This is a genomic window from Acetobacterium paludosum (assembly GCF_008086595.1).
Classification (GTDB): Bacteria; Bacillota; Clostridia; order Eubacteriales; family Eubacteriaceae; genus Acetobacterium; species Acetobacterium paludosum.
This window is the reverse complement of record NZ_RXYA01000009.1, coordinates 1-26,184: the sequence shown is the minus strand read 5'-3', so window position 1 is coordinate 26,184 and position 26,184 is coordinate 1. Positions and strand designations below refer to the sequence as shown.

The window sequence follows — 26,184 nt, the reverse complement described above, 5'->3', positions numbered from 1 at the left end:
CATAAAAAAGAACATCAGGGAGGTGCCATGTGAAAGAAGCCGTTGTTCAGGAAAAAAGAATTAATTTCAGCAATCTCTGGGAGAATCAAAAGAATACAGTCATTTTTTCAACGATACTGTTCCTCATTATTTTAGTTGCCCTCGTGTCTTTAACGCTGGGTGAATATAGTATCCCTTTAAGCCAGATAAAAGATTTATTCATTGCAAAGATAACCTCGACACCGTTAGATGCAACGGAGCAAAAAGCAGCGACGGTATTATTTCTCATCCGTATTCCCAGAATAATTCTGGCGCTGTTAGTTGGGGCCGCTCTGGCAGCATCAGGTGCTGCTTTTCAGGGAGTTTTCAAAAACCCGATGGTTTCACCGGATATTTTGGGCGTCGCCGGCGGCGCGGGATTGGGTGCAGCGATTGCCTTATTAATTGGTTTGCCAACCATTGGCGTTCATGTGCTGTCCTTTTTGTTTGGCATCGGGGCGGTGCTCCTCGTAATGACCCTTTCAAAATTAGTTGGGAGAGGTCAGAATACCATATTGATTATGGTGCTGTCCGGGGTAGTTATTTCTTCAATATTTTCGGCCTTGATTTCATTGATTAAATATCTGGCCGATGCGAACGCCAAACTCCCTGAAATAACTTTCTGGCTGATGGGCAGTTTTGCCAGATCGGGCAGTTACAATAATATCCTGGTGATGGGATTCGTCTTGTTAATCGGTGGCATTCCGCTGATGCTGTATCGATGGCAACTGAATGTATTGACATTCGGGGATGAAGAAGCCCTGTCGATCGGAATTGATGTCAAAAAAACAAGAGCTGGTATTATCTGTTGTGCCTCGCTATTAACCGCTTCCTCTGTTTGTCTTTGCGGAACGATTGGATGGGTCGGTTTAATCATGCCTCATATTACCCGTATGATTGTCGGCCCCAATTACAAGGCCTTGCTGCCGATCACATTATTAAGCGGCGGTCTCTTTATGCTAATTGTCGATAATGTTGCCCGGTTGCTTGTTCCCGGGGAACTGCCGATTGGCATATTAACATCCCTTATTGGTGCGCCGCTCTTTATTTATATGCTTTTTAAAGGGAATAGGAACTTAGCATGAAGCTTGAAATTAAGAACCTTCAGTGCGGTTATGGTGAAAAAATTATCATTGAAGACTTTTCCGTCAGTACCGAGTCCGGTGAAATTCTTTGCCTGCTGGGACCAAACGGCATCGGAAAGACAACCCTGTTTAAAACGATTCTCCGATTTCTGCCGATGAATAAAGGCTCCGTTATGATTGACGGAAAAGATGTAACGACTATTTCCAGAAGAGAATTTGCAAAATTAATCGGTTATGTTCCCCAGTCACATATTCCGCCCTTCTCTTTTTCAGTCATGGATGTGGTGCTGATGGGAAGAACCGCACATTTGGATGCGTTTGGTTCTCCCGGTAAAAAGGACTTTACTTATGTATCGGATTTGTTGGAACGTTTGGGCATTTCCTTTCTCAAAAATCGCAGCTATACGGAATTAAGCGGCGGCGAGCGGCAAATGGTCTTAATTGCCAGGGCTTTAGCCCAGGAGCCAGCTTTTTTAATGATGGATGAACCGACATCAAACCTCGATTTTGGAAATCAGGTAAAGGTCATCCAGAATATTAAAGAACTCTCTAAGGGGGGATTGGGCATTATTATGACCACCCATTCCCCGGACCATGTGTTTCAGTGCGATGCAAATGTCGTGCTGATGACTCAGGATAAAAAATATTTCTATGGGCATTCCAGCCAAATACTAAATGAAAAAACCTTAACCGAAACCTATGGCGTTCACATCGCTATTTTACAAGATACTTACGACCAAAATTCCTATAATTTCTGTCAGCCCATTTTTGATACCAAAATATAATTTTGAGTACCTGGCAATGTTGCCGGCACTCTGCTCTTGAAAGGACACCATCATGAAAAGAAAAAGTTTATTAAGTTTTGCGCTTGTTGGTATGTGTTTAATCTGTTTTAGCCTAGTGGGGTGCAGTTCAGGTGCCAACACCACTAGCAGTTCAACGACGCGGATGGTTAAAAACAGCGAAGGGGTAGAAGTTGAGATTCCTTCAGAAATTACGAAAGCAGTGCCGGTCATTGGCGCATTTGCCCAAATGACGGAAATTGTCGCTGGTCCCGGCAAAATTGTCGCCGCGGCAACAGCCAACGTTACCGATTATTTCAAAAAAGTATTTCCGGATTATGCTGTAAGCAATCCCAACAATTATGACGCCAGTTCTGTTGAAGGGGTGATCGCTTCCGGAGCACAGGTTGTTTACGGCCCTGACAGCAGTTACTCAGACGAACAGAAAACCCAGCTGGAACAAGCGGGCATTTCTTTTGTAGCCATCAATAATATGAAAACAGTTGATGATATGTGCGACTCATTTTTAATTATCGGAGATATTTTTGGAGCAGCAGGTAAGACCCGCGCCCAGAATTTTGTTAATTACTATCAGGGAAATATTGAAACAGCAAAAAAGATGACAGCAACGATTGCGGCTGAAAATAAGGTAACCATTTTGGATCTTCGCTATTCCGGAGGTGCTTACTCAACCATCAATGGCACCGATATTTGCAATGAATATTTTGAAGCAGCCGGCGGTATCAATGTAGCCAAAGACTATAATGGCACCGGGTCAGGAACGGGTCTTACCGTTAATGCTGAACAGGTTGTGGCATGGAATCCACAGGTTATTATGGCGTTCAATCAACCCGCAAAAGAAGCGATTCTCAACGATCCAACCCTTGCTGATGTGCAGGCGGTAAAAACCGGTAAAGTTTATGTTTGCCCGCAAGGTGTTTACAACTGGTCGGTCAGAAGCGGTGAGGGAGCGATGCTTCCATTATGGCTTGGTACCGTGATGTATCCGGATTTATTCGCTAACGTTGATATGAGTAAAAATATTTCGGATTTCTTCAGTAACTATTACTCTTATAAAATTTCTGCCGATGAAATTGTGAAAGTTCTTGCCGGAAGTGAAAAATAAAAGAGCAATGATTGATAGGATCGTTAGAGAATAATAAAAAAATAAAGCAAGAATGGTGGTCACAAAATACTATTAAGTTAGGATGTGATCACCTTTTTTTATTGCGCAGTTCGTAAAAAACGAATATTTACTCAGACTATTCATTGACGCATACAAAAGCAACGGTTAAAATAAAAGCAACAAATGAAATAAATATGGGAAAGTATTGCAATATTACCGCATGACAAAATAACGCCATCGTTTAGTCGAGGGGATCGGGGATAAGCATGGACAAAAATCCGCACCAGGGACATCGCCAACGGGTTAAAAACCGAGCCTTACTGGAAGGCATCGACAGTTTTGAGGATCATCAGATTCTGGAGCTGCTGCTTTTTTACTGCATCCCGATGAAGGATACCAACGAACTGGCCCATCAGCTGATTAAAGCATACGGTTCCCTGTCCGGCGTCTTTGATGCGGATCCCGTCGATTTATGCAAAATGGCGGGAGTCACGGAAAACACCGGGGTGCTTTTGTCCCTGATGCCGGCCCTGGCGCGGCGCTACAATCAGGGTAAGTTTAAGGAAAAAGCCGTCCTGGACAGCACCTCCCGGGCCGGGGAGTATGCCGTTGCGCTCTTCACTGGTCGGCTCTATGAAGTGTTTTATGTGATCTGCCTGGACAGTCAGAACCGGGTGAATCATGCCTGTCTGCTCCATGAAGGCACCATCAACGAAGCCCCGGTCTACCCCCGGCTGATTGTCGAAACGGCCCTGCGGCATCAGGCGGCCAGCATCATCCTGGCCCACAACCATCCCGGCGGCAGCCGGCAGCCCTCCCGGGCGGATGTGGACGTGACCAAGAAAATCAGCCTGGCCACGGAAGCCATTGCCATCCCGGTGGCCGATCACATCATCGTCGCCGGGGACGGTTATTACAGTTTTGCGGAGAACCGGCTGCTGTAACCGGGTCGGCCGATTAATCAAGAGCCGTGGGCGTTGCGAGCCGTTTCACACGAACCAATTTTTACACTGCCCGGCGGACAGGCTATCGCCGGTTCGCCTACACGTTACAAAATGGGTTGTGGAAACAGCTCGCAACGCAATCATTGTTCATTTGGCAATAGCTCAATCAACCAAGACAGAAAGAGGAGAGACATGGGAACATATCGGATAACCGGCGCCAACGCCTATAATGAAAACTGCATCACCGGAGAGCAGGATCATTTATATGACTACCTGAAGGTGTCGATTGCCACCGCCGCTGAAATCGATATCAATGTGTCTTTTCTGATGGCGTCAGGAATTCGCCTGATTCTTGACGATCTGAAGGCGGCGGCTGGCCGTGCGGTGCAAATCAGGATTTTGTGCGGCGATTATTTAAACATCACTCAGCCTGAAGCCCTCTATCTGCTCAAAGATGCCCTGGGGGATCAGCTCGATCTGCGGTTCTATAATGTCCCCAATCAGTCCTTTCATGCGAAGGCCTATTTTTTTAAATACACCGATTATGACGAAGTGTTTGTGGGGTCGTCCAATATCTCAAAGTCGGCCCTGACCTCCGGCATCGAGTGGAATTATCGGATCAATTCCCGGGAAAACCAGGCGGACTGCGATTATTTCCGACGGATTTTTGAAGAACTGCTGGCGGATCATTCCATCCCCATTGACGATGCCGAGCTGAAAAGATACGCCAAGCAGTGGAAACGTCCTCGGCTCTATCAGCAGATTGAAGCATTGGAAACCGCTGATGAAGGCACTATCGAAAAAATCCGGGTTGCCCAGGAGCAGTCGGCCTTCATCGTGGATACGGAGGAGCCGAACCCGCCGCCGCTGATTGCCTTTCCCCAGCCCAAAGATGCCCAGATTGAAGCCCTGTATGAACTGAAAAATTTCCGCCGGGAAAAGTTGGACAAAGGCCTGATTGTCGCCGCCACCGGGATTGGCAAAACCTTTCTGGCGGCCTTCGATTCAAAAGCCTATACCCGCATCCTCTTTGTCGCCCATCGGGACGAAATACTGAGCCAGGCCGAACACACCTTCAAGTGTGTCCGCTATGAGCTGAGCACCGGCCGTTTCAACGGCACCCAAAAAGATACCGCCGAGGACATTATTTTTGCCTCGGTCCAGACGCTGGGGAACAAAGCCTACCTGACGGAGGCCACTTTTCCCCCGGATGCCTTCGACTACATCATCATCGATGAATTCCATCACGCCGTGTCCGATCACTACCAGAACATCATCGACTATTTCAAACCGAAATTTCTGCTGGGCCTGACCGCCACCCCGGAACGGCTGGACAATCAGGACGTTTTTGCCCTCTGCGACTACAACGTGGTCTACGAAGTCCGCCTGAAAGAAGCCATCAACAAAGGCTGGCTCGTGCCCTTCCGGTATTACGGCATTTATGATGATCTGGATTATGACGCAGTCTCTTTTCGAAACGGCCGTTACGATGAGGACGAGCTTGAGAAACTGGCCAGCATCAATCAGCGCGGCAACCTGATTTTGCAGAACTATCTTAAATACGACAGCAAAAAGGCCCTGGGTTTCTGCATCAGCCGGAATCATGCCCTGTACATGACCCGGTATTTCCAGGAGCAGGGCATTGCTTGCTGTGCCGTCATCAGCGGATCAGCCGAGGCGCACCAGCAGCAGCTGGTTCGGCCCCGGGAACAGGCGATCAAAGCTTTGAAGACCGGTGAGCTCCAGGTCGTTTTCTCGGTGGACATGTTCAATGAAGGTCTGGACATCCCCGAACTGGATATGGTGCTGTTTCTCCGACCGACCCAGTCGCCCACCGTCTTTTTGCAGCAGTTGGGGCGTGGCCTGCGCAAGTCCCGGGGGAAAAATTATGTCAACGTGCTGGATTTTATCGGAAACTATAAAAAAGCCAATCTGATTCCCTTTTTCCTCACCAGCGAACCGCCGGGGAGCCGTCCGGACAAAAAGCCGGACCGGCTCCCCGGTGCGGACGACTATCCCGAGGACTGTTTTGTGGATTTCGATTTCAGATTGGTGGATCTGTTCAAAAAAATGGCTCAGGATCAGAAGAAAATCAAAGACCGGGTGATCGCGGCGTTTTTCGACATTCAGGAAGAACTCGGCAGACGGCCCCTGCGGCTGGACCTGTTTGTGCATCTGGACGCGGACATTTACCAGACAATCCGAAGCAAAAAAGAACTCAACCTTTTCCGGGATTATCTGTCCTTTTTAAATGACATCGGCCAGGCCACAGACGATGAAAAAAGGCTGCTGGGAACCGTCGGACATGAGTTCCTGAAGAACATTGAAAACACCGCCATGGCCAAAACCTATAAAATGCCGGTTCTCCTGGCCTTCTACAACGGCGGCCGGATCAAGATGGCCATCAGCGCGGACGACATCGGTGCTAGTTTTATGGCCTTCTATGCCAATGCCTCAAACCGCATCGATCTGCTCCGGGACAAAAGTACCGCCGATGCCCTGAATTGGGGTAAAAAAGAATACGTCGCCCTGGCCAATCGCAATCCCGTTCATTTTCTGGCCCAGACCGCCGGGGAGTATTTTGTGAAAGCGGACGACCGCTTCTGTCTGGCCCCGGCCCTGCAGGCTTTTATCGCCAATCCGGCTTTTATTGCTCATTTCAAGGACATCATCGATTACCGCACCAAGCGCTTCTATAAAGAACGGCTGGAAAAATTGAACCAGTAAATGACGTCAGTCAAGGCCGGGCGTAATAATGGCAACCCCAGCGGTGACGATGATCCGCCAGCATTAAAGAAACAGGAGACCCTGATGAATAAAACACTCGACTACTACAACCAAACCGCCCGGGAATTTATCCGGGGCACCATCGATGCCGATTTTTCCGCACTGCACCAGCGCTTTCTCAGCCAGCTGCCGGAACACGGCCACATTCTGGATCTGGGCTGCGGTTCCGGCCGGGATGCCAAGGCCTTTCTGGATCTGGGCTATACCGTCACCGCCATCGACGGCTCACCGGAATGCTGCCGGCTGGCCGGTGCTTATATCGGCCAGCCGGTGCTGTGCCTGACCTTTGATGCGCTGGATTTTGACCAGGCCTTTGACGGAATCTGGGCCTGCGCCTCGCTGCTCCATGTGCCCTACGGGGAACTGACGGCGATCTTTTTGAAGCTTGTCAAAGCCCTGAAGCCCGGCGGTATTTTATATGCTTCCTTTAAATACGGGGATTTTGAGGGCGACCGCAACGGCCGGTACTTCACGGATCTGGATGAAGAACGGTTGAAGGCCTTACTGGAACCGGTGGTGGGGCTGACGGTAGTTGAGACCTTTATTACTAGGGATGTAAGAGATGGGAGAGATGGGGAGATTTGGTTGAATGTGATTGGAAAAAAAACTGATAATATAAGTAGAAATGGATGTGATCAATTATGAATATACCCATGTTAAAACATTCAAATAGAAAAAGAGAATATAATTTGTATAATCAGAATCAAATTGATGAAGTGGTATATTGTTATCTTTTTGATGCTGTTTCACACAGAAAATTGGATCAGGTCGTACTTGGCCTTGATTCTGCAGAGAGTCATGGTTATCAAGCAATGGGGATTCTACATTATTTAGGCGTTACAAAAGAGTTCAAAGGTTTATTCAGCGACATTGAACTAGAAAAAACAATTGATTTACTTTCTGAAAAAGATGGTATCTATTATTCTGAAATAATAGATACATTGAAAAGTATATTACAAAAAAGCAATGATAATAAGCAAATCTAATTGTTTTAAAATAACTCTGTGAAACATAAAAATGAAAGTTAAACAGGAGAGATAAGTAATGAAATACCAGGATCTACCACCCTCAGCATCGATTTTAATGGAATCAACTCGAGCAATTGGTTATACAATTGAATCAGCATTGGCTGACGTTATTGATAACAGCATCACAGCAAAAGCAAAAAATATAGAAATAATATGTAATGGTTTTGGTGAACCGTATATTTGTGTTATAGATGATGGTACCGGGATGGATCGTGAAACGCTGACTGAGGCAATGAGATACGGGAGTACCAATCCTCTTAAGGATCGAAAAAAAGAGGATATGGGGCGATATGGTCTCGGTATGAAAACAGCATCACTTTCTCAATGCCGTTGTTTGACAGTCATTTCAAAATGTAATGAAGAATTAAATGCTTGTAGATGGGATTTGGATTATATTAATAAAGTTGATAACTGGTCGCTTATTTTCTTAGAAGAAAAGGAAATATTAACGTTGCCGGAAATAAAAGAACTGGAACTTTTGAAAAATGGGACTCTTTTAATATGGACCAAATTGGATAAAATTGATACTGGTGAAAAAAATATTGAGAAAATAATGATTGAAAAATCATCGGTCGTTCGTGAACATTTGGCACTGGTATTTCATCGCTATTTAAGCGGTGATGGTGTAAGAAAAACAAAAATGTCGATCAACAAAAAAGAAATCGAATTTTATGATCCGTTTTATAAAAGTAAAAGTACAAAATTAATGGATGACGAGCGCTTAACATTACCAGGTAAAAAAGGTGAAATAATAATTCAGGCATACATATTACCACACATATCTAAAATGAGTAAAAAAGATCAGAAAATTTGTGGTGGTAAAGACGGTTTCAGAAAAATGCAGGGTGTTTATATTTATAGAAATCAACGGCTCTTGGTTTGGGGTACCTGGTTTAATATGGCATCAAAGGACGATTTTACACGATTGGCAAGAGTACAGGTGGATATACCCAATACTTTTGATGAACAATGGTCACTAGATATTAAAAAGTCTGCTGCACAACCCCCTGAAGCTGTAAAGGTAATTTTAAAACAGATTTTAGATAAAGTTCTTGAAGGTAGTAAACGCGTATATAAGGTTCGAGAAAAAAAAGAAATGGAAGATGGTATTCATGTCTGGAGCAGAATGGTGAGTGAAGAAGGGGTACGTTATATTATTAATAATGAATACCCAATGCTGACATATATCAATGGTAAGATGGACAAACATACAAAAAAAACATTAAAATTATTCACCGAGATGATTCAGGATAATCTGCCATTATACAGTCTTTTTGGGGATATCAAAAATGATAAAAAGATATTGACGAATGAGGATGCAATTCGAAAAACTAGGACATGTGAGTTGGCAAGAGACCTTTTAAAACAGGCAAAAGAATTTGGAACCCTTGAAAAAGCATATCAAAAATTTAAGACAATGGATGATTTTAAAGACTATCCAAATGAATTGAAAAAAATTTACGAGGAGATAAAAAGTGAATAAGATAAAAGAAATTGAGAACTTAATATATACGGTATTAAAAACAAGCAACAAGTTAAGTCAACCATCAGAAATAGATCTTCGGGATGCCATTGATAAGGCTATCCTAATGTTATCAATTATAAATCCCTCTGTAAAATTTGATGATGCAGATAAAAAAATGGTACAGGATTCTTTTTTTTCCAATTTGAATATCAAGATGGATATGGGTACCCGTCTTGTTAATCAAGATACATATAAACCATGGCTACCAGCCAGAAAAGCGGAAATTGAAAAAGATTCCTATTACTGGCCGCGTTACAGAAAATATCTTGAAGATGAAAAGGGTTGGAATCACGATATTGTTGATCGATTGGGTGAGGTAAGTGATGAGATTCTCGAACTATTGGGTAATCCTATCAAACAGGATTCCTGGATCGGCACATGGAGTAGAAAAGGCTTGCTTCTGGGAGATATACAGTCAGGCAAAACGTCCAACTATCTGGCATTATGCAATAAGGCTGCAGATGCAGGATACAAGGTAATTATTCTTCTGACGGGAACAATTGAAACTCTTCGTAGACAGACACAACAACGTGTAGATGAAGGTTTTGTGGGACGCAGCAGCAAGGATATTTTAAGTCAGAAAAAATCAGAAAAATATATTGGTGTCGGTCTATATAACAGGTCTAGAATACCGGTACCTTTTACAAGTGATACCGGAGATTTTAACGCTAAAAAATTGAACTCATTAAACTTCACATTAAATACTGTCAACGAGCCAGTTATTTTTGTTTTAAAAAAGAACAAAAAAATTCTGGATAATCTTATATCATGGCTTACTCATTTTAATATAGACAACGAAGGCGAAAAAATAGATTTGCCGTTGTTGCTGATTGATGATGAAGCAGACAACGCATCTGTTAATACACGTAAACCCGAAGAGGATCCTACAGCAATTAATCATGGGATTCGAAATATTCTGGATCTGTTTTCTCGTAAGAATTATCTGGGAGTTACCGCGACACCTTTTGCAAATATTTTCATCGATCCGGATGAGGAGGAAAAAATTGAACAGCTTGATTTATTTCCCAGTGATTTCATATATGCACTTTCTCCACCTACAAATTACATCGGCAGCGTCAAAATATTTGGTGCGGAAGCCGAATTTGGAGATTTTGTTGAGGGAATAACGGACATTATTCAGGATAGTCCTGATCCGGATGAAAATCATTTCAAATCAAAGAATAAATCATATCATGATGTACCGGAATTACCATTCAGCCTAAAAAAAGCAGTTGTATACTTCTGTTTGGTTAATACAGTCAGAGATCTTGATAATTATGAAAGAACGCACAGATCAATGCTGATCAATGTGAGTCAGTATGTAAATGTTCAGAAAGGTGTTTTCGATTTATTAAAGTTGTATTTTGATAAAATCCGAAAGGATATTTTATTTTATGCCAGTGAATCGTGGGAAAAAGCGAAAAAAAATACTACAATGAGCCTTTTTAATTCATTGTGGGAAGAATATGAACTTTCAGAAAAAACTGGTTATGCCTGGAGTGAAATTCAGAATAAATTATATGATTCAATGGCACCCATTGAAATTCAAGTTATCAATCAGAAAAGTAAACAGAAACTGGATTATGGACTGTATTCAGATACCGGTTTAAGAGTTATTGCAATCGGCGGGAACAGTTTATCACGAGGGCTGACACTGGAAGGCCTTTGTGTAAGTTATTTTTATCGAAATTCTCAGATGTATGACACTCTTATGCAGATGGGCAGATGGTTTGGTTACAGAGATGGTTATGACCATTTGTTTAGAATATGGATGATGGAGGAAACTATTGGATGGTATAAATACATCACATTAGCAACAAAGGAACTGCGGGAAGAAATTGATGAGATGCGACGATTGGATATGACACCGAGAGACTTTGGCCTCAAAGTAAGACAAGATATACCTTCATTATTTGTAACAGCCAGAAATAAAATGAGAAACTCAGATAATATTGAACGATGGATTATCATTGCAGGAGAATTGATCGAAACTCCAAAACTTATTGCAAATCAGAAACAGTTAAAGGATAACTTAATTAGAACAGATCAATTAATCAAAGGATTGTTACCATATCAATCCGATGAAGAGTTGGGAAATAGAATATTGTTTGAAAATATACCAAAAGAAATCATTGGACAGTACATTAAAGAGTTTGCAGCACATCCGGTACATATTCCCTTTTCACCCAAGGATTTAAGTCAGCATATTTTTAATAACAAAGAACAGGATTTCTGGGATATTGGAATAATAGGTGGATCAGGTGTCACGTTGAATGAAAAAGAGTGTGTAAGATATCTGTCACAGGAAGTAAAAAACATGAATATCAAACTGTCAGAACGAAATATCACCAGAAATGGTGGTTATCTCAATATATCTGGTAAAAGTGCACGGTTAGGAACTAGGGGCGCGACAAAACTCGGTTTAAGTGCAGATGATAAAAGAGAAGCAGAAGAAAAATTCTATTCCCAGAATTTAAAAACTCAAAAGGGTAAACCAAAACAGATTGATGACAAGACATATCTTATTATGGAACGTAAGCCGATTTTACTAATTTACTTTGTGGCTCCGAATACAAAAGTTTTAAGTGATATGAAACCAATAATAGGAGACACGCCGCTTGTAGGTTTAAGCTTGGGTTTCCCTAAAAGTTTACCGGGTACGAATTCAGAAAAAATCAAATATGTGATTAACAAGGTTGCCATGAACACTCTGCTGGATTATGAAACTGCTTTAACAGAAGAGGAAGGTGACGAATTTGATTGATATTGAGGAACTTTTGAAAAAATGGGACAATTCTCATGCCGAAGAAGATGTTCTAAAAAGAGTTGATGCAGAACATCCATTGGATTTTTTTATTGGTAAAGATGATGAAGGTAAAAGGGTATTTGCATTAATCACCAATTTTGAGCCTACAAACGTTTCTTCCAGCAAATTCCTGTCAGTTATAAAAAACAAACGAAGCACTGACGATAGATGGGCAGTTAAGATAAAACTGAAAAACGATGAATTTGAAGATGTTTTTGTTCACCTGTGCGTGGATTTAATTGAAGCCTGTCGAGTATGTATAAATGAGTTGAATGGGATGGAGATCTTTGTAACCCGTTTCCTGAAGTGGCAGAAAATGATGGAAACCGGCCTTGAAGAAATGTCAGCATCAAAAATAAAAGGCCTTATAGGGGAATTGCTTTTTATTGACAAAATTCTTTTAAAAAGAACAGACAAAGAAACTGCGATTGAATCTTGGTTGGGTCCCGAAGGCTATGACAGAGATTTCGTTTTCTGTGAGACTTGGGTTGAGGTGAAAACAATTGGTACAGGTAAAGATTCGATCGAAATCTCGTCTTTGGATCAATTGAATGTCGAAAAAATTGGTTACTTGGCTGTTATCAATCTGGATAAAACATCAGAAACTGATGCTGCTGGTTTCAGCTTTAATGAAATAATAAACACTTTAATTTTAAAACTTCAATCAGTACCGAAGATGCTCTTTTTATTTAATGATAAATTGATGCTGTTGGGATACCGTTACAGAGAAAGTTATGACAATATGCATTTTATATTTAATGGGATCAATTATTATAAAGTTGATGCAACTTTTCCAAAACTAATACCAGAAAATATAAGATCTGAAATTGTCAGAGCAAACTATACACTTTCATTAACCGCAATTGAACAATGGAAAGTTGAGGATAATTATGGAGTTACAGGAATATCATAAGTTATATTATGAAGATGTGAAATCTACTGCTGCCTCTGAGGGTGATGGCAATGTGCCCTCATTTACAAAGTTAACTTGTGAGAATTTTGTGGAAAATCAGGTTTTTGAGGAATATGAACAATCTTATTTTGAAGGTGCGTCTGGGCGAAAAAAATGCCGAGTAGACGCTTGGTCATATAATGAATTTGATAAAACCTTGGTACTGATTGCCAGTAATTACTCACAGAAAGAAGAAATAGAAACACTGACAAAAACAGAAGCAAACCAGCTTTTCAAATGGTCGCTGGCTTTTTTCGAAGAATGTATCAATGAACAACTGGATATTGAAATCAGTACCCCGGCTTTTGACCTGTCAAAACAGATTCAGTTTTTATGGAAGAAGGAAGAGCTTAATAAAATTAAACTGTTTGTCATAACCGATAAAATCATGAGTAAATCAATCGGAATTTTCCCGAATTCTAAATTCAAAGGTATACCTCTTGAATATCATATCTGGGATATTCAGAGACTTGAAAGGTTATTTACAGAAGGAGAAGAGGGAGAACCGATTGAAGTTGATTTTTTGGAATTGTACGGGAAAGGACTGCCGACATTGGAAGCTTGCGATGTTAACGTTGATGGGTTGAAATTTTATTTGTGTGTGCTATCCGGAGATTTACTGGCAGATATTTACGATAAATTCGGCAGCAGATTATTGGAAGGGAATGTAAGATCGTTTTTATCTACAAAAGTTGCAGTCAATCGGGATATTCGAAAAACAATACTCAGTGACGAAAAAAATATGTTCTTTTCATATAATAACGGGATTGCGGCAACAGCCAACGAAGTGGATATCGATAAAACTGAAACTGGAATACTGATAAAAAAGATTAATAATCTGCAAGTTGTCAATGGCGGTCAGACAACCGCCAGTCTGTCAAACGCACGTTTTAAAGATAAAACATCATTAGAAAATATCTATGTGCAGATGAAACTGACAGTTATACCGGACAAAAAAACAGCAGAAAAAATAATACCAAATATTTCCAGATATTCTAATAGTCAGAATAAAGTCAGTTCAGCAGATTTCTTTTCAAATCATGAGTTCAACATTCAAATGGAAAAACTTTCACGTAGGTTATTTGCTCCGGCAAAAGATGGCGCACAATATGAAACAATCTGGTTTTTTGAGCGCGTTAGAGGCCAATTTGAACAGGAACAGAGAAAAATGACACCAGCAAAGAAAAGACAATATATCTTACAACATCCCAAGGATCAGAGACTGAATAAAACGGATATGGCGAAACTCCGAGATATTTGGAGAGAATTACCAAATATTGTGTCTTGGGGTGCACAAAAAAATTGCATGCGTTTTGCAGAATATATTGATATTGAATGGATGAAAAACAAGGATAATTTCAATGAACTGTATTATAAAGACACAATAGCTTTACGTATTATTTTTAATTATCTGGACAAAAATATTGCAAAACAAGTCTGGTATGAAAAAGGATATAAAGCCAACATTGTCACTTATGCGATGTCCTGGTTTAAACATCTCGTAGAAAAGCAGTATCCACAAAAGACATTTGATTTGCAGAAAGTCTGGAAGACACAGGAATTGACAGATGCTTTAAAATTGCAGTTGCTCCAAATTTCTGAATATGTCAGCAGTTATATTACCGACGATGCTAGAGAGGTTTTGAATGTTACGGAATGGTGCAAAAAAGAAAACTGTTGGACATGTTTAAAAGAGAAAAGCTTTGAAATTGATAAAGAGGCAGTTAAAGGTTATTTGATTAGTATCGGTGATGCTAAGGATATTGCGAAAATAGAGCGTAAAGTTCAAAAAATGGTCAATGGTATTGAAGCACAGAAGCAGGTGGTCGGTTTAGGGGTTAATTACTGGAAGAAGATTGCAACATGGGGTTTAGACAAAAATTTATTTTCGCCCAAAGAAATGAGCCTATTAAAGACAGCTATCGAGATGGAAATAAAACTGCCGACAGAAAAACAATGTGCCAGTGTGTTGGAAATTAAAGGAAAAAGTGAAAACGAAGGTTTTACATATAGCTAAATGAGTCAATAAACTTGTCACAAAGACGTCAACCTGGTATAATTAAATAATGTTATATTTGAAAGGAAGTGATGTTTTTGAATTGTCTCGATCTATTTGCAGGTGCAGGTGGTCTTTCTGAAGGTTTTCGTCGATGTGGTTTTAATATTGTTGCACATGTGGAGAAAGACAGAGCAGCATCGTTGACTTTAAAGACCAGAGAAGCTTATTATTATTTAAAAAAAGAAGATAGGCTGAATGACTATATAAATTATATTTCGAATAAAATTACGAGAGATGAGTTATATGAAATGGTACCGGAAAAAATTCTGAACAAAGTTATTCATGAGGAAATTTCTGATGAAACCTATAAAAACATTTTCAATGATATTGATCAAAAATTAAAGAATAAAAAAAATAATAAAATAGAAATAATTATCGGAGGGCCACCCTGTCAAGCCTATTCAATTGCAGGTCGGAGCCGTGATCCGGAGCGTATGGAAAATGATCCGAGAAATTATTTGTATTTGCAGTATTTACGCTTTATTAAATACTATAAACCAAACTACTTTGTTTTTGAAAATGTGATGGGCATTAAAACTGCAAAAGACGGAACTATTTTTGAACAGATAAAAAAAGATATGATAGATCTGGGCTATAAAATAGACCATAAAGTTTTGAATGCAAAAGATTTTGGAGTTCTGCAATCCAGAAAACGAGTGATAATTATTGGTTGGCAGGAGCATATTGATTTTAAGTATCCTAAATTTCCAGATTGTAATTCTGAATATACAATTAAGGATCTGTTTGAAGATATTCCTATTATGCAGGCAGGTGACAAGGTTAGTTTTTCCGAACAATCCGGTTTGGTCAATGATTGCTTAAAGGATTTGCATATTAAGGATGATGACTTTAATTATCTACTGCAACAGGAAATAAGACCCAATCGAGAGATTGATCTTGAAATTTATAGAATGTGTGTGAATTACTGGAATGATTCTCAAAAAAAACTGAAGTATAATGAATTGCCTGAAAAGTTAATTACCCAAAAAAACACAAAGAGTTTCCTGGATCGATTCAATGTCGTACCAGGTAATGGAATATCACATACCGTTGTTGCACATATCTCTAAAGACGGGCATTATTATATACATCCGGATATCAAACAAAACAGATCTATTTCACTGCGAGAAGCGGCCAGAATTCAGTCTTTTCCGGATGATTATTATTTTGAAGATTCTCGAACAGCCGCATTCGTTCAAATTGGCAATGCAGTGCCTCCACTGATGGGTGAAAAAATAGCGATGGTTATAAAAAAAGCCATTAAACTAAATAGTAATAAATCAAATAAATATTAAATGCAATTGCTGTTTTGAATTATGAGAATTTGTTTGCTGATAGTGATTAGTATAAATTAGTAAGCTAACATGCAAACAAAAAAATATAAATTTTGAAACATATGAACAAGGAGGGCTAAGTGGCAGATTATAAGATTAAGTTAGACAGGAAAGTTCTCAAACTTTTGGGATCGCAATTGTACGGTGATACGCCAAGTGTTATTGCTGAATTAGTTGCAAATTCGTATGATGCAGATGCTGGAAATGTTTGGATTTCGTTAGATACTGAAAAAAACTCAATTATTGTTGAGGATGATGGCATTGGTATGACAGTAGAGGATATTAATAATTCTTTCTTGAATATTGGGTATAACAAAAGAGAAGGCCAAGTTAAAACAAATATGGGTAGACTCATAATGGGAAGAAAAGGTATTGGAAAACTAGCTGTTTTTTCACTAACAAATAATATCAAAGTATTGTCAGTGAAGAATAATAAAAAATGTGGATGTGCGATAGATTTTAAAAAAATTACACAAGAATCGTCGAAGGGAACAGATACATCAGAACCAACGGAAATAAGCAGCAATGTAATAAAATTTATTAAAAATAGAACATCGATAAATGGCAGTGGGACACGCATAGAATTATATAATATTAGCAAAAAAATCGGATATAGCTATAGATTTATTGTGAGTAAATTGATTAGAATGTTTGATGTTAATGATAATGATTTCAAAATTCATATCAGAAAAAACGATGAAATATACAAAGCGCTTACCAGATCAGAGTTGGATTATTTTTCTATTATGGATACAATCATAATTATCGGAGAAGAACACAAGGAAAAACTTGAAAAAATTAATAATAATTCAATTTTAAAGAAATATAAAGTTCTTAAAAATTTCAATGATTTCCTTATGGAACGTCCGAGATCAAAACTTGAGCCAATGCCATATAACATTACCGTTGAAGATATTAATGGCGAAAATATTACAACATCTTTTACGCTTAATGGTTGGATGGGTACTGTAGATACTTTACCAAGTTTGCGTAAATTAGAAGAAAAATTTGTCGGGGTAGATGGTTTGGATGAAGACATAATTACGATAAACGATAACAGGATTTCTTTATATTCAAGAGGAAAACTTGGTGAATATGATATTCTGTCCAAGATTAAGTCGAATTCGAATTATGAGGCTTATGTTATTGGTGAGTTGTTTGTAGATGTTTTTGAAGATGAAAAATTGAAAGATATGGCCATAAGTAATCGTAGAGGTTATGAAGAAAGTGATACACGCTATACAGAAACAATTAAAATTGCCAAAAAACTATTAGGTTATATTATATCAAAAAAGGCAGAAGTCCTGAAGTTAAAAAAACAAGATGATGAGCAGGCAGAGGCAAAAAAAATTGAAGAGAAATTTATCAATGAAACTGAAACAGGAAGGATTTTAAAAGAAAAATTGAATGAACAAGACAGAGAGATTATACAATCAGAAAACTTGCAATTTGTTCGAGCAACTCAGTTAAGTAGGTCTACAAAGAAGATATTTATCAGTCATAAGGTGAGCCATCAATTATATGGACGGTTTATCATATCAGTTTTGGAAGACTATGGGGTGAATGCTGAAGAATCAGTAATATTTAGTTCTGATCCTCGATTTGGTGTACCACAGGGGAAAGATATTTTCAATTATTTAAAGGAATGTTTTCGAAAAGACTTAATGGTTGTCTTTATTTTTAGCAAATCATTTTATGATTCAAATGTATGTTTAGGTGAAGTTGGTGCCGCATGGGCAACGAATCAAAATTGTTTAAATGTTATCATTGATATAGATTTTGGAGATGTTGAAAAACCCAGTGATAATGCTCTTAGTGGAATTAAATTTAAAAATTTGCAAGATACAGATCAAATTTTTAGATTAATTGATTTTTTTGATGTAATGATTAGTAAAGGTTTAGGAATTATTGTTGATAAAGACAAATTAGAACTAAGTATTAAGAAAACGTTAACGTTGCCACAATACAACAGTAAAGCAATTGATAATCCAGAAATATTTTATCCAACCCGAAAGTACACTCCACAGGTACAATGTAATAAATGCAAAAATACTATGAAGTTGATGATTGAAAATGAAAAAGTGTTTTATGAATGTATTAATGTGGGGTGTAAGAATAAGCTTAGTACGCTTATATAAGTTGAGTGATAGAAATAACGTTGATTATATTTCCAGATAATTAAAATCGGTATTTTTTATAAATTGAATGATGTCATTCAGCATTTCATCACAGAAGTCTGTGTTTTTCATCATCTTTTTTATTGTGCATTCCCAGATGATCAGGATACGAATTTTTGATGTTTTCAGAGAAACTTTTATAAGTTCATCACGTTGGATGTTATTAGAGAATTTATTCTCCCAGAATTCAGCATTGCTGTTTGGTGTAGTGGTATAATTGCAATTTTCATGCCGATGCCAGAAACATCCATTGATGAATACGGCAGTGTGTGTTTTCGTAAAATAAAGATCAGGAGTCCCTTTAATTTTTGAATAATTAACTCGATATCGCAGACTGCGTTTGTGAAGTTCTCTACGAATAAACATCTCAGGTGATGTTCCTTTTGACCTGATTTTTGACATATTTGCACTTCGCTGGATTTTTGTTATTTTATCCATTTGTTTTAGGTACCGCCTTGAAATTAGATTAAATGAAAACGTTTAATAAGCATTGGATTATACATTGCATTCGACCCAAAATACTTTTATATCAAATTTTGAATTCGTTGGATTTATCTATAATAACATAAATTATAATAAAATTTGCTGAAAGATTCAGGTTAGCGTCTCTTTAAGTTAAAAAATAAGGAAGATTTATTTCAAATATTTCAGATTATGTGTTAAGTGGTTTTCCAGACCCTGCTTAATTTAACTGCAATCAGCCTAAACCAACAAGGAGAAACCCATGCTAAACCGATGCTAAAAGCAGGCCTATACGAAACCGTCATCATCCAAACCATCTAAAAAGAACTCGCTGCCAATACGGAATTGCACAGCGAAATCGGTCCCATCGATGAGGCCGAGACTGCTAAAATATTAATCAAGTACCTGACCGAGACCGTTGAAAAAAGCTTGATCAGGTCAAAGAGCATGGCCTTAAAAGCCAAATTGCTTTGGTTAACAAGTTCATGGCATCGATTATGGTCAATGATCCGGATGAGGCAGGGTTTTTGGTTGATGATGCAGCGCAGCAATTATTGGGGTTAATTGCGTCCAAAAACAGTCTTCATGCCATCAATAAGAAGGTCAAGATGATTCGGCCGATGATCAGAGGGTCGGTTCTTTTGTGCAGTTTCCATTTGAACACGTAAGAACCTTCCCTTCATACACTTATGACGCTGTATAAGCAATTACATGATTATACAAGTTTATCCATTATTGAAGTGATGGTGCTTCAAGCTGCTTCATAAGTTAGCTCTTTGGCATAGTCAAAATCTTTCTGGTATTTCTTCCAGAAATTCTGCATTTGATGACTGGCAAGAACATTGGCAATAATATTCTGATAACTCGGGAGAAGTTCAATACTGCCTCGTTTGGTTGCCGTTTTTCCCAGAGCCTCTTTTTAGGATATTGAGATTTATTTCAGACCTTGGCAGGGTATACAGAATAAAGATATCATAAAAATCTCTTGGTCGGGTGTTGGCAACACCCCGAGATAATATGGTTTCCAGCTTTTCAGCCAGGATGGTTTCCAAATTATATCCCATGAAAATGCGATAATGAGATGCGTTTCAGTAGATAATTCTGCATAACCAGTTGTGCGGATATATTTTTTTTAACTGCTTTATTTTTAATTAACGTTTTTAATTGCATGGGATTATTGGTAATCATAACAGTACCTCCATATAGTTTAATATCTTAGGTTTTACTCGGAGTTTTTCCGCATCGTCCATGAGTTTGTTGATGTTTTTATTTTTGGAACCGGCATAGGCCTTCATCGCCTGATTCACAATTTGAATGTCACTTGTGTTATTACCTTTGACGATATCGCACAAGGTGCGTTCGATGTCATAAACCCGCAGAATATTGCCCCAGGGAGATTTCAATTCGGTGATTCCCAGATTATAAATATCAGGGATTACTCTTTTTATGATGATATTTTCGTTTTTGATCGAGGCCGAATGATAACCTTGGGGAAAGGTCATCTGAAATTTTATGGGGGTGCGATCACTCATCCCATGAAGATATAGGGCTGTTTCATGTGAGAAAATCCCCTTGTTATAGCGGTATTGAAGAATGTACATCTCGTCTTCCCAAACATCCGGACGTGCGTAGATACCCCGGCCTATTTTATACAAGTCATTTTCATTAACCAGTTCGGTGAGACAACGCCGTGGAATATTAGCAACTGTAACTTGACTGGCGGTAATAAATCCATTGTTTTTGTTTAATAGTTCTTGAATGGTTTCATTGCAGATCATATGAAACACCTCCTATGTTTGTACATTCACACATTATATTGTATCATAATGATGTGTGAATGTACAAATAAAACGAAAGAAAAAATTGAAATCCATATGACCACCACAAGAACAAAATAAAGAATAAAAGGAGCAGTAGCGATATGGCTAAGAAATCATTTAATGAAAAACTAAACGACAGCAAGGATCAACCTAAAATTATTGAGGTAACGGATGTCAAAGCAGTGGCGCGCTTTGGTGGACCGAAGATGCTCATCGCCCCACCGCTGGCGTATGATGCTATCATGAAAAAAATTCCGGCGGGAAATGGAAGGGCATACCGTGATCCAAAAGGCGAAGCCTTATTTTGTCAAGGACTTTGCGGACAAACTGGCGGTGCTGTAAGCATTTTAATAACGATTTTGAAAGGTTATAACCAATAAAATGCAGTAACTGTTTAACAAATGAAGCCGCGATCCATATCCTCAATCAGGAGTATTCCATTTTGTAATATTAATATTTCCGTTATTCCACTTTGTTATTTGTAAACTGTTATTTACTTATGATATTATTGATGTCATTGAATATAAGACGATTACATTCAACAAAATATTTAAGTTCAAGTATTAAAATTTCAAAATACAATTTTGAGGAGATCATGACATGTTTGTTGATATGCATTTACATGAATGTACATATTCACTCGATAGTAAGATTTCATTAGAGGACATGGTACTTGAAGCTCGTCAGTCAGGATTAGACGGTATCTGTATTACAGATCATGATAGCATGGGATTAAAAAACTATGCTGAACGTTATGCAAAAGAAGTTGATTTCCCTATTTTTGTAGGCACAGAATACTTGACGCTACAGGGAGATATCCTTGCATTTGGTATCGACAGCCTTCCCGTGGCAAATTTGAGCGCCCAGCATTTCATCGATTATGTGACCCATCAAAATGGCATCTGCTTTGCCGCCCATCCATTTCGTAATAACAAGCGAGGACTGGAAGAACATCTTGGGAAGGTGACTGGTTTAACCGGAATCGAAGTGCTAAATGGAAACAGTACCATAGCGGAAAATCGAAAAGCGCTGGAATGGTGCAAAGAGTTAAATCTTCATCCTGTTGGCGGCAGCGATGCACACCACGTGGTTCAAGTCGGTCGATATGCTACTTGGCTTCCGACACACGCCAAAAGCTTGAAAGAATTTATTGCGCTCTTCAAAAATCACACCCCTAAACCAGCTGTTTTAAAAGGTTATGAAATCATAGAAATTATTTAATGGATGTGATTCACATAAAAAAATTATTAGGAGAAAAAGATGACAACGAAAAAGAGATTCGCAAAATTAACAGCGCTACTGCTTTCATTGTTTTTATTGTTTACGGTAACAGCATGCAGCAATGGAAACAATAAAACCACGGATGCATCTACAACATCCAATACGGCTTGGACAAAGAACTATAAAGAGTCTATGAAAGGCACAACCATCAATCTTTATGGTGTTACCGATGCAATTATTCCTGTATTAGATGCTTTTACTGCTGACACCGGGATAAAAGTTGCAAATTTAACTTTACAGAATGGTGAGATTTTGCAAAGAATCAAAAATGAAAAAGATTCTGGTACCGTCGTAGCCGATGTATGGTTTACCGGTGGTGCAGACACATTTATCAATGCCTCAGAAAGTGGTTATTTAGAAAAATATACCTCTGTTGAAGATGCAAATATCCCCAGTGAAATGAAAGATGCAAATGGATACTGGTATGGCACATCGCTTACCATTGTAAACTGGGTGGTTAATAAAGATATGATTGCTGAATTAGGAATTCAAATGCCGACAAAATGGGATGATCTGTTACAACCGCAATTAGCAGGCCTCGTATCCATGCCTGATCCTGCTTCCTCAGGTACGGCATACAATACAGTCAGTGCAATTTTACAAACCAGAGGGGATGCAACTGGCTGGGCTTATCTTGATAAACTTATCCAACAAGTTCCTTACTTTACTGCACGAGGCAGCGATCCAGCCAACAATGTTATCGCTGGTGAAGCGGCGATTGGAATCAACGCCGGTACTGGTGATAAATCTTTAGAAGTAAACAATCCTCAAGTAAGCATTGTTTATCCAACCGACGGAACTGGCTGGTGGCCACAACCGGTTGCAATATTAGCAGGATGCAAACACCCTGACGAAGCGAAAGTCTTTGAAGATTGGCTGCTCTCTAAACGAGGACTGGAAGAAGTTGCAAAAGCACAAAAAGCTTTAGTTGTTCGTGACGATGTAACCGTACCAGATGGTTTATTGGCTTTAGCAGATATTAAGCTTTTCCCCACCGATTTCAAAGCCAATGCAACTCAACGTGTCGATATTTTGGCAAAATGGAATGAAAAAGTATCACAAAAATAGTTGATCGTTGATCCATATTATTAGCTGTGCAGTGTGGTTCCTTTGGAACTACACTGCACAGCTTCTCTTTTTTTATATGAGTAGGAAGGCAAAATAATTGAAAAGAAAATTATTATATCTTGCACAGGCAGCGCTTATTATGGTATTGTTTTATTTTTGTATTTTACCAATCATCATGGTTCTCATTTATGGATTGACAGATTTTTCGGTGATAGACCAAAATCTGATTACCCGGGTCTGGGAACTGCTTGAAAACAGTTTATTTGTCTCCATTACCGTGACCTGTATTTCAGTAATTCTCGGCCTTATTGTGACATTCACGTTAAAGCGCTTTCGATTTTGGGGGAAAGGCATCCTGAAAGTCCTGATGTTGCTTCCCCTTGTGAATCCGACTTTTGTGGGCAGTATTGCATTTATTATGTTGTTTGGGAAGCGAGGCCTTATCACCTATCGGCTCCTCCATTTGAGTATCAGTCCCTATGGATGGCAGGGCATCGTAATTTTGCAGGTTCTCACATTAACGACACTGGCCTACCTTTTGATCTCGGCATCTATCGAAAAAGTGGATTTCACGTTAGAAAATGCCGCTAGGAACTTAGGCGCTTCAGAATTGACCATTCTCTTTAAAGTCACGCTGCCCATGATGCTTCCTGAAATCACGGCGGCCGCACTCCTTGTTTTCCTGGCATCCATGGCAGATTTTTCAACCCCTTTAATCATTGGGGGAAGCTTCAGGACACTGGCATCGGATATATACACTCAAATCACAGGTGTTTATAATATGCAGACAGCTGCGATTTCAGGTATCGCTTTGGTCATCCCCTGCTTGATTGCCTTTTTCATGGAAAGGCGTATTCGTAATAAACGAAAATACACCTCTGAAACATCGAATCCCATGGACATGGAGTATCAATATGTGTCTAAGTTTGTTAAAATATTAATGATTATTTGTACGATAGGTACCGTCAGCTTTTTTGTGATCGAATTTAGTTTTATCATCATCGGTATCTTTACTAAAAATTGGGGTTATGATTATACCTTTACCTTGCAGTATTTACAGATCGCCTTTTCAAAAGATTTACGGCCTTATTATAACAGTGTGCAATTGGCCTTTATTACCGCGACTGTGGCCTCACTTTTAGGTTCCGTATTAGCATTTTTGATACACCGACAAAAAATAATCGGTTCAAAATTTGTGGACTTTATCTGTGTATTCCCCGCGGCAATTCCAGGAGTTCTATTTGGAGTTGGCTATTTGGTCACTTTTAAATATCCTCTTTTCGGAATTGGAAAATATATCTTTAAGGATGCACCCTCTGTTGTTTTATTGGGAACAGGCGTTATAATCTATTGTATCTGTATTGCAAGATCAATTAATATGCCCCTCAAGACAGGTTACTCAACACTGGAGCATTTGGATAGTGATCTTGAGAATGCCGCTTATAATTTAGGAGCCGGGAAAATATATACTTTTATTCATGTAGTCATACCGATGCTGAAAGATTCGTTTTTCAATTCGTTTTTGAAAATATTTTCGAGTACCATGACAACACTTGGAGCCATCATTTTTCTGCTGCTTCCAAAAAATAAAGTTGCTATACAGATTATTTTTCAAACCATAACAAGTGAATCCCTCGGCACTACAGCAGCATTATCAATGATGCTCTCCCTTTTGAATTTAACATTGCTGTTAGTATTCTATCTCCTCATTAACTGGAGAAGTGTTCTTGAAGAAATAGAAAGAAGGTTACCATGCAAATCCAACTAGAGAACATCGATAAAAAATATGATCATGTCTTTGCTGTGAAAAATGTCTCTCTCTCGGTTCATGACGGTGAGATTATGGCACTTTTAGGCCCTTCTGGCTGTGGAAAAACAACGCTTCTTCGGATGATTTCAGGTTTGATTCCGATGACAAATGGGAAAATATTCTTCGATGATAAAGATGTCAGCCTTTTACATGCCAAAAAAAGAAATACGGCAATGGTCTTTCAAAATTATGCTTTATTTCCGCATCTGACGGTGCATGAAAATGTAGCATTTGGACTTAAAATCAGGAAATATTCAAAAAAAGAAATAGCAGATTCTGTGCGCAATATTTTGAAAGCTGTGGAAATGGAAGATTATGAAAATCGGAGGATCCAAGATTTATCAGGAGGTCAACGACAACGCGTTGCTTTGGCCAGAGCATTGGTTATAAAACCCGATATCCTGCTGTTTGATGAGCCCCTGTCAAATCTCGATGAAAACCTGCGGGTTACCATGAGAACCAACATCAAAGAAATACAAAGAAACTTTGGTATTACGAGTATCTATGTAACGCATGATCAAGAAGAAGCCATGTCAATTGCGGATCGGATAACCATCATGAATGAAGGTGAAATACAGCAATGTGATACCCCCCGCAATATTTATGAAACCCCCAAAAATCTTTTCACCGCCGACTTTATTGGAAAGGCAAATTTTTTCATTGTTGAAACAGATTTATTGAATAAAGATAGAACAATTCAAGTTTTGAATAGGAAAATAGCCTTAGAACCGAATACACTCCATAATCCTGTGGCCATGATCCGACCGGAGTATTTTAAAATTTCGGATCATGGCACGCAAGGGATTGTCACCTTGAAGGAAGACCTTGGTGCGATTACACGCTATAAAATCAAAATTGAAGAACGCTATATCTTCTTAGATGAAATGGGAAGTCAGCTTCATAAAGATATTCAAATTGGAGATTCTGTAAAAATATCCTTTCAGGAAGATAAAATCGTACTTTTTGAAAAAGACGTGAAACGGAGGGACGATTCGGGACCAGTGAAAAAGTCGAAAATATTAGTTTGTACAGATCGTTGAAAAAATTGGAAATCACGAATTAGAAATGGTGTAATATTTATAGGATGAAATTGAAACATCCAGTGTGTTTTTGATTAAAA

At 39.0% G+C, this 26,184-nt stretch carries 22 protein-coding genes; 19 read left to right on the top strand and 3 right to left on the bottom strand.

Annotated elements, in window-relative coordinates:
* The first annotated feature begins 29 nt into the window (after positions 1–29).
* From FZC41_RS10265 to FZC41_RS10205, 13 genes are all read left to right on the top strand, one after another.
* The gene (locus FZC41_RS10265; RefSeq protein ID WP_243136694.1) at positions 30–1,103 is read left to right on the top strand and encodes a FecCD family ABC transporter permease; all 1,074 of its coding nucleotides are present in this window, start codon (positions 30–32) and stop codon (positions 1,101–1,103) included.
* Positions 1,100–1,888, top strand: coding sequence for an ABC transporter ATP-binding protein (locus FZC41_RS10260; protein ID WP_148567319.1), 789 nt, complete (start codon positions 1,100–1,102; stop codon positions 1,886–1,888). The genes FZC41_RS10265 and FZC41_RS10260 overlap by 4 nt, the downstream gene beginning before the upstream one ends.
* A 52-nt stretch (positions 1,889–1,940) precedes the next feature.
* On the top strand, positions 1,941–3,011 hold the full coding sequence (locus FZC41_RS10255; RefSeq protein ID WP_148567318.1) for an ABC transporter substrate-binding protein: 1,071 nt from the start codon (positions 1,941–1,943) through the stop codon (positions 3,009–3,011).
* A 266-nt stretch (positions 3,012–3,277) separates the two neighbouring features.
* Positions 3,278–3,955 (top strand): RadC family protein, encoded by a 678-nt coding sequence (radC, locus tag FZC41_RS10250; RefSeq protein ID WP_148567317.1) that lies wholly within the window; start codon positions 3,278–3,280, stop codon positions 3,953–3,955.
* A 192-nt stretch (positions 3,956–4,147) separates the two neighbouring features.
* Positions 4,148–6,682, top strand: coding sequence for a DEAD/DEAH box helicase family protein (locus FZC41_RS10245; protein WP_148567316.1), 2,535 nt, complete (start codon positions 4,148–4,150; stop codon positions 6,680–6,682).
* Positions 6,683–7,387, top strand: a complete 705-nt coding sequence (locus tag FZC41_RS10240; protein ID WP_311135822.1) for a class I SAM-dependent methyltransferase — start codon at positions 6,683–6,685, stop codon at positions 7,385–7,387.
* On the top strand, positions 7,384–7,728 hold the full coding sequence (locus FZC41_RS10235) for a hypothetical protein (protein WP_148567315.1): 345 nt from the start codon (positions 7,384–7,386) through the stop codon (positions 7,726–7,728). The genes FZC41_RS10240 and FZC41_RS10235 overlap by 4 nt, the downstream gene beginning before the upstream one ends.
* Before the next feature lie 58 nt (positions 7,729–7,786).
* Complete coding sequence (locus FZC41_RS10230) at positions 7,787–9,253, top strand: ATP-binding protein (protein ID WP_148567314.1); 1,467 nt, start codon at positions 7,787–7,789, stop codon at positions 9,251–9,253.
* Entirely contained in the window at positions 9,246–12,059 is a 2,814-nt protein-coding gene (locus tag FZC41_RS10225; RefSeq protein WP_148567313.1) for a Z1 domain-containing protein, read from the top strand. Before FZC41_RS10230 ends, FZC41_RS10225 begins: the two co-directional genes overlap by 8 nt.
* The gene (locus FZC41_RS10220) at positions 12,052–13,014 is read left to right on the top strand and encodes a PD-(D/E)XK motif protein (protein WP_170253944.1); all 963 of its coding nucleotides are present in this window, start codon (positions 12,052–12,054) and stop codon (positions 13,012–13,014) included. The genes FZC41_RS10225 and FZC41_RS10220 overlap by 8 nt, the downstream gene beginning before the upstream one ends.
* The gene (locus tag FZC41_RS10215) at positions 12,992–15,070 is read left to right on the top strand and encodes an AIPR family protein (RefSeq protein ID WP_148567311.1); all 2,079 of its coding nucleotides are present in this window, start codon (positions 12,992–12,994) and stop codon (positions 15,068–15,070) included. The genes FZC41_RS10220 and FZC41_RS10215 overlap by 23 nt, the downstream gene beginning before the upstream one ends.
* A gap of 71 nt (positions 15,071–15,141) precedes the next feature.
* Positions 15,142–16,407 carry a DNA cytosine methyltransferase gene (locus tag FZC41_RS10210; protein ID WP_205737070.1) on the top strand — a complete coding sequence of 422 codons (1,266 nt, stop codon included), beginning with the start codon at positions 15,142–15,144 and terminating at the stop codon, positions 16,405–16,407.
* 119 nt (positions 16,408–16,526) lie between these two features.
* Positions 16,527–18,584 carry an ATP-binding protein gene (locus tag FZC41_RS10205; protein WP_148567309.1) on the top strand — a complete coding sequence of 686 codons (2,058 nt, stop codon included), beginning with the start codon at positions 16,527–16,529 and terminating at the stop codon, positions 18,582–18,584.
* A 24-nt stretch (positions 18,585–18,608) separates the two neighbouring features.
* Here the strand turns inward: FZC41_RS10205 and FZC41_RS10200 are convergent, their stop codons facing one another.
* Positions 18,609–19,061 carry a very short patch repair endonuclease gene (locus tag FZC41_RS10200; protein WP_148567308.1) on the bottom strand — a complete coding sequence of 151 codons (453 nt, stop codon included), beginning with the start codon at positions 19,059–19,061 and terminating at the stop codon, positions 18,609–18,611.
* Positions 19,062–19,570: 509 nt separating this feature from the next.
* Here FZC41_RS10200 and FZC41_RS10195 point away from each other — a divergent pair.
* A complete protein-coding gene (locus FZC41_RS10195) occupies positions 19,571–19,753 on the top strand; it encodes a hypothetical protein (protein ID WP_148567307.1) in 183 nt (60 codons plus the stop codon).
* Positions 19,754–19,960: 207 nt separating this feature from the next.
* Here FZC41_RS10195 and FZC41_RS17640 read toward each other — a convergent pair whose 3' ends face one another.
* Together FZC41_RS17640 and FZC41_RS10185 are read right to left on the bottom strand one after the other, a co-directional pair.
* Positions 19,961–20,137 (bottom strand): nucleotidyl transferase AbiEii/AbiGii toxin family protein, encoded by a 177-nt coding sequence (locus tag FZC41_RS17640; protein WP_243136693.1) that lies wholly within the window; start codon positions 20,135–20,137, stop codon positions 19,961–19,963.
* 132 nt (positions 20,138–20,269) lie between these two features.
* Positions 20,270–20,863: a type IV toxin-antitoxin system AbiEi family antitoxin domain-containing protein gene (locus tag FZC41_RS10185; protein ID WP_148567306.1), complete on the bottom strand. Its 594-nt coding sequence runs from the start codon at positions 20,861–20,863 to the stop codon at positions 20,270–20,272.
* 143 nt (positions 20,864–21,006) lie between these two features.
* On the opposite strand from FZC41_RS10185, the gene FZC41_RS10180 reads away from it, so the two are divergent.
* From FZC41_RS10180 to FZC41_RS10160, 5 genes are all read left to right on the top strand, one after another.
* Complete coding sequence (locus tag FZC41_RS10180; protein WP_148567305.1) at positions 21,007–21,285, top strand: hypothetical protein; 279 nt, start codon at positions 21,007–21,009, stop codon at positions 21,283–21,285.
* A 220-nt stretch (positions 21,286–21,505) separates the two neighbouring features.
* Positions 21,506–22,126: a PHP-associated domain-containing protein gene (locus tag FZC41_RS10175; protein WP_148567304.1), complete on the top strand. Its 621-nt coding sequence runs from the start codon at positions 21,506–21,508 to the stop codon at positions 22,124–22,126.
* 39 nt (positions 22,127–22,165) lie between these two features.
* Complete coding sequence (locus tag FZC41_RS10170; RefSeq protein ID WP_148567303.1) at positions 22,166–23,254, top strand: ABC transporter substrate-binding protein; 1,089 nt, start codon at positions 22,166–22,168, stop codon at positions 23,252–23,254.
* A 97-nt stretch (positions 23,255–23,351) separates the two neighbouring features.
* Positions 23,352–25,022 carry an ABC transporter permease gene (locus FZC41_RS10165; RefSeq protein WP_148567302.1) on the top strand — a complete coding sequence of 557 codons (1,671 nt, stop codon included), beginning with the start codon at positions 23,352–23,354 and terminating at the stop codon, positions 25,020–25,022.
* On the top strand, positions 25,007–26,104 hold the full coding sequence (locus FZC41_RS10160) for an ABC transporter ATP-binding protein (protein ID WP_148567301.1): 1,098 nt from the start codon (positions 25,007–25,009) through the stop codon (positions 26,102–26,104). The genes FZC41_RS10165 and FZC41_RS10160 overlap by 16 nt, the downstream gene beginning before the upstream one ends.
* The last annotated feature ends 80 nt before the right edge of the window (positions 26,105–26,184 follow it).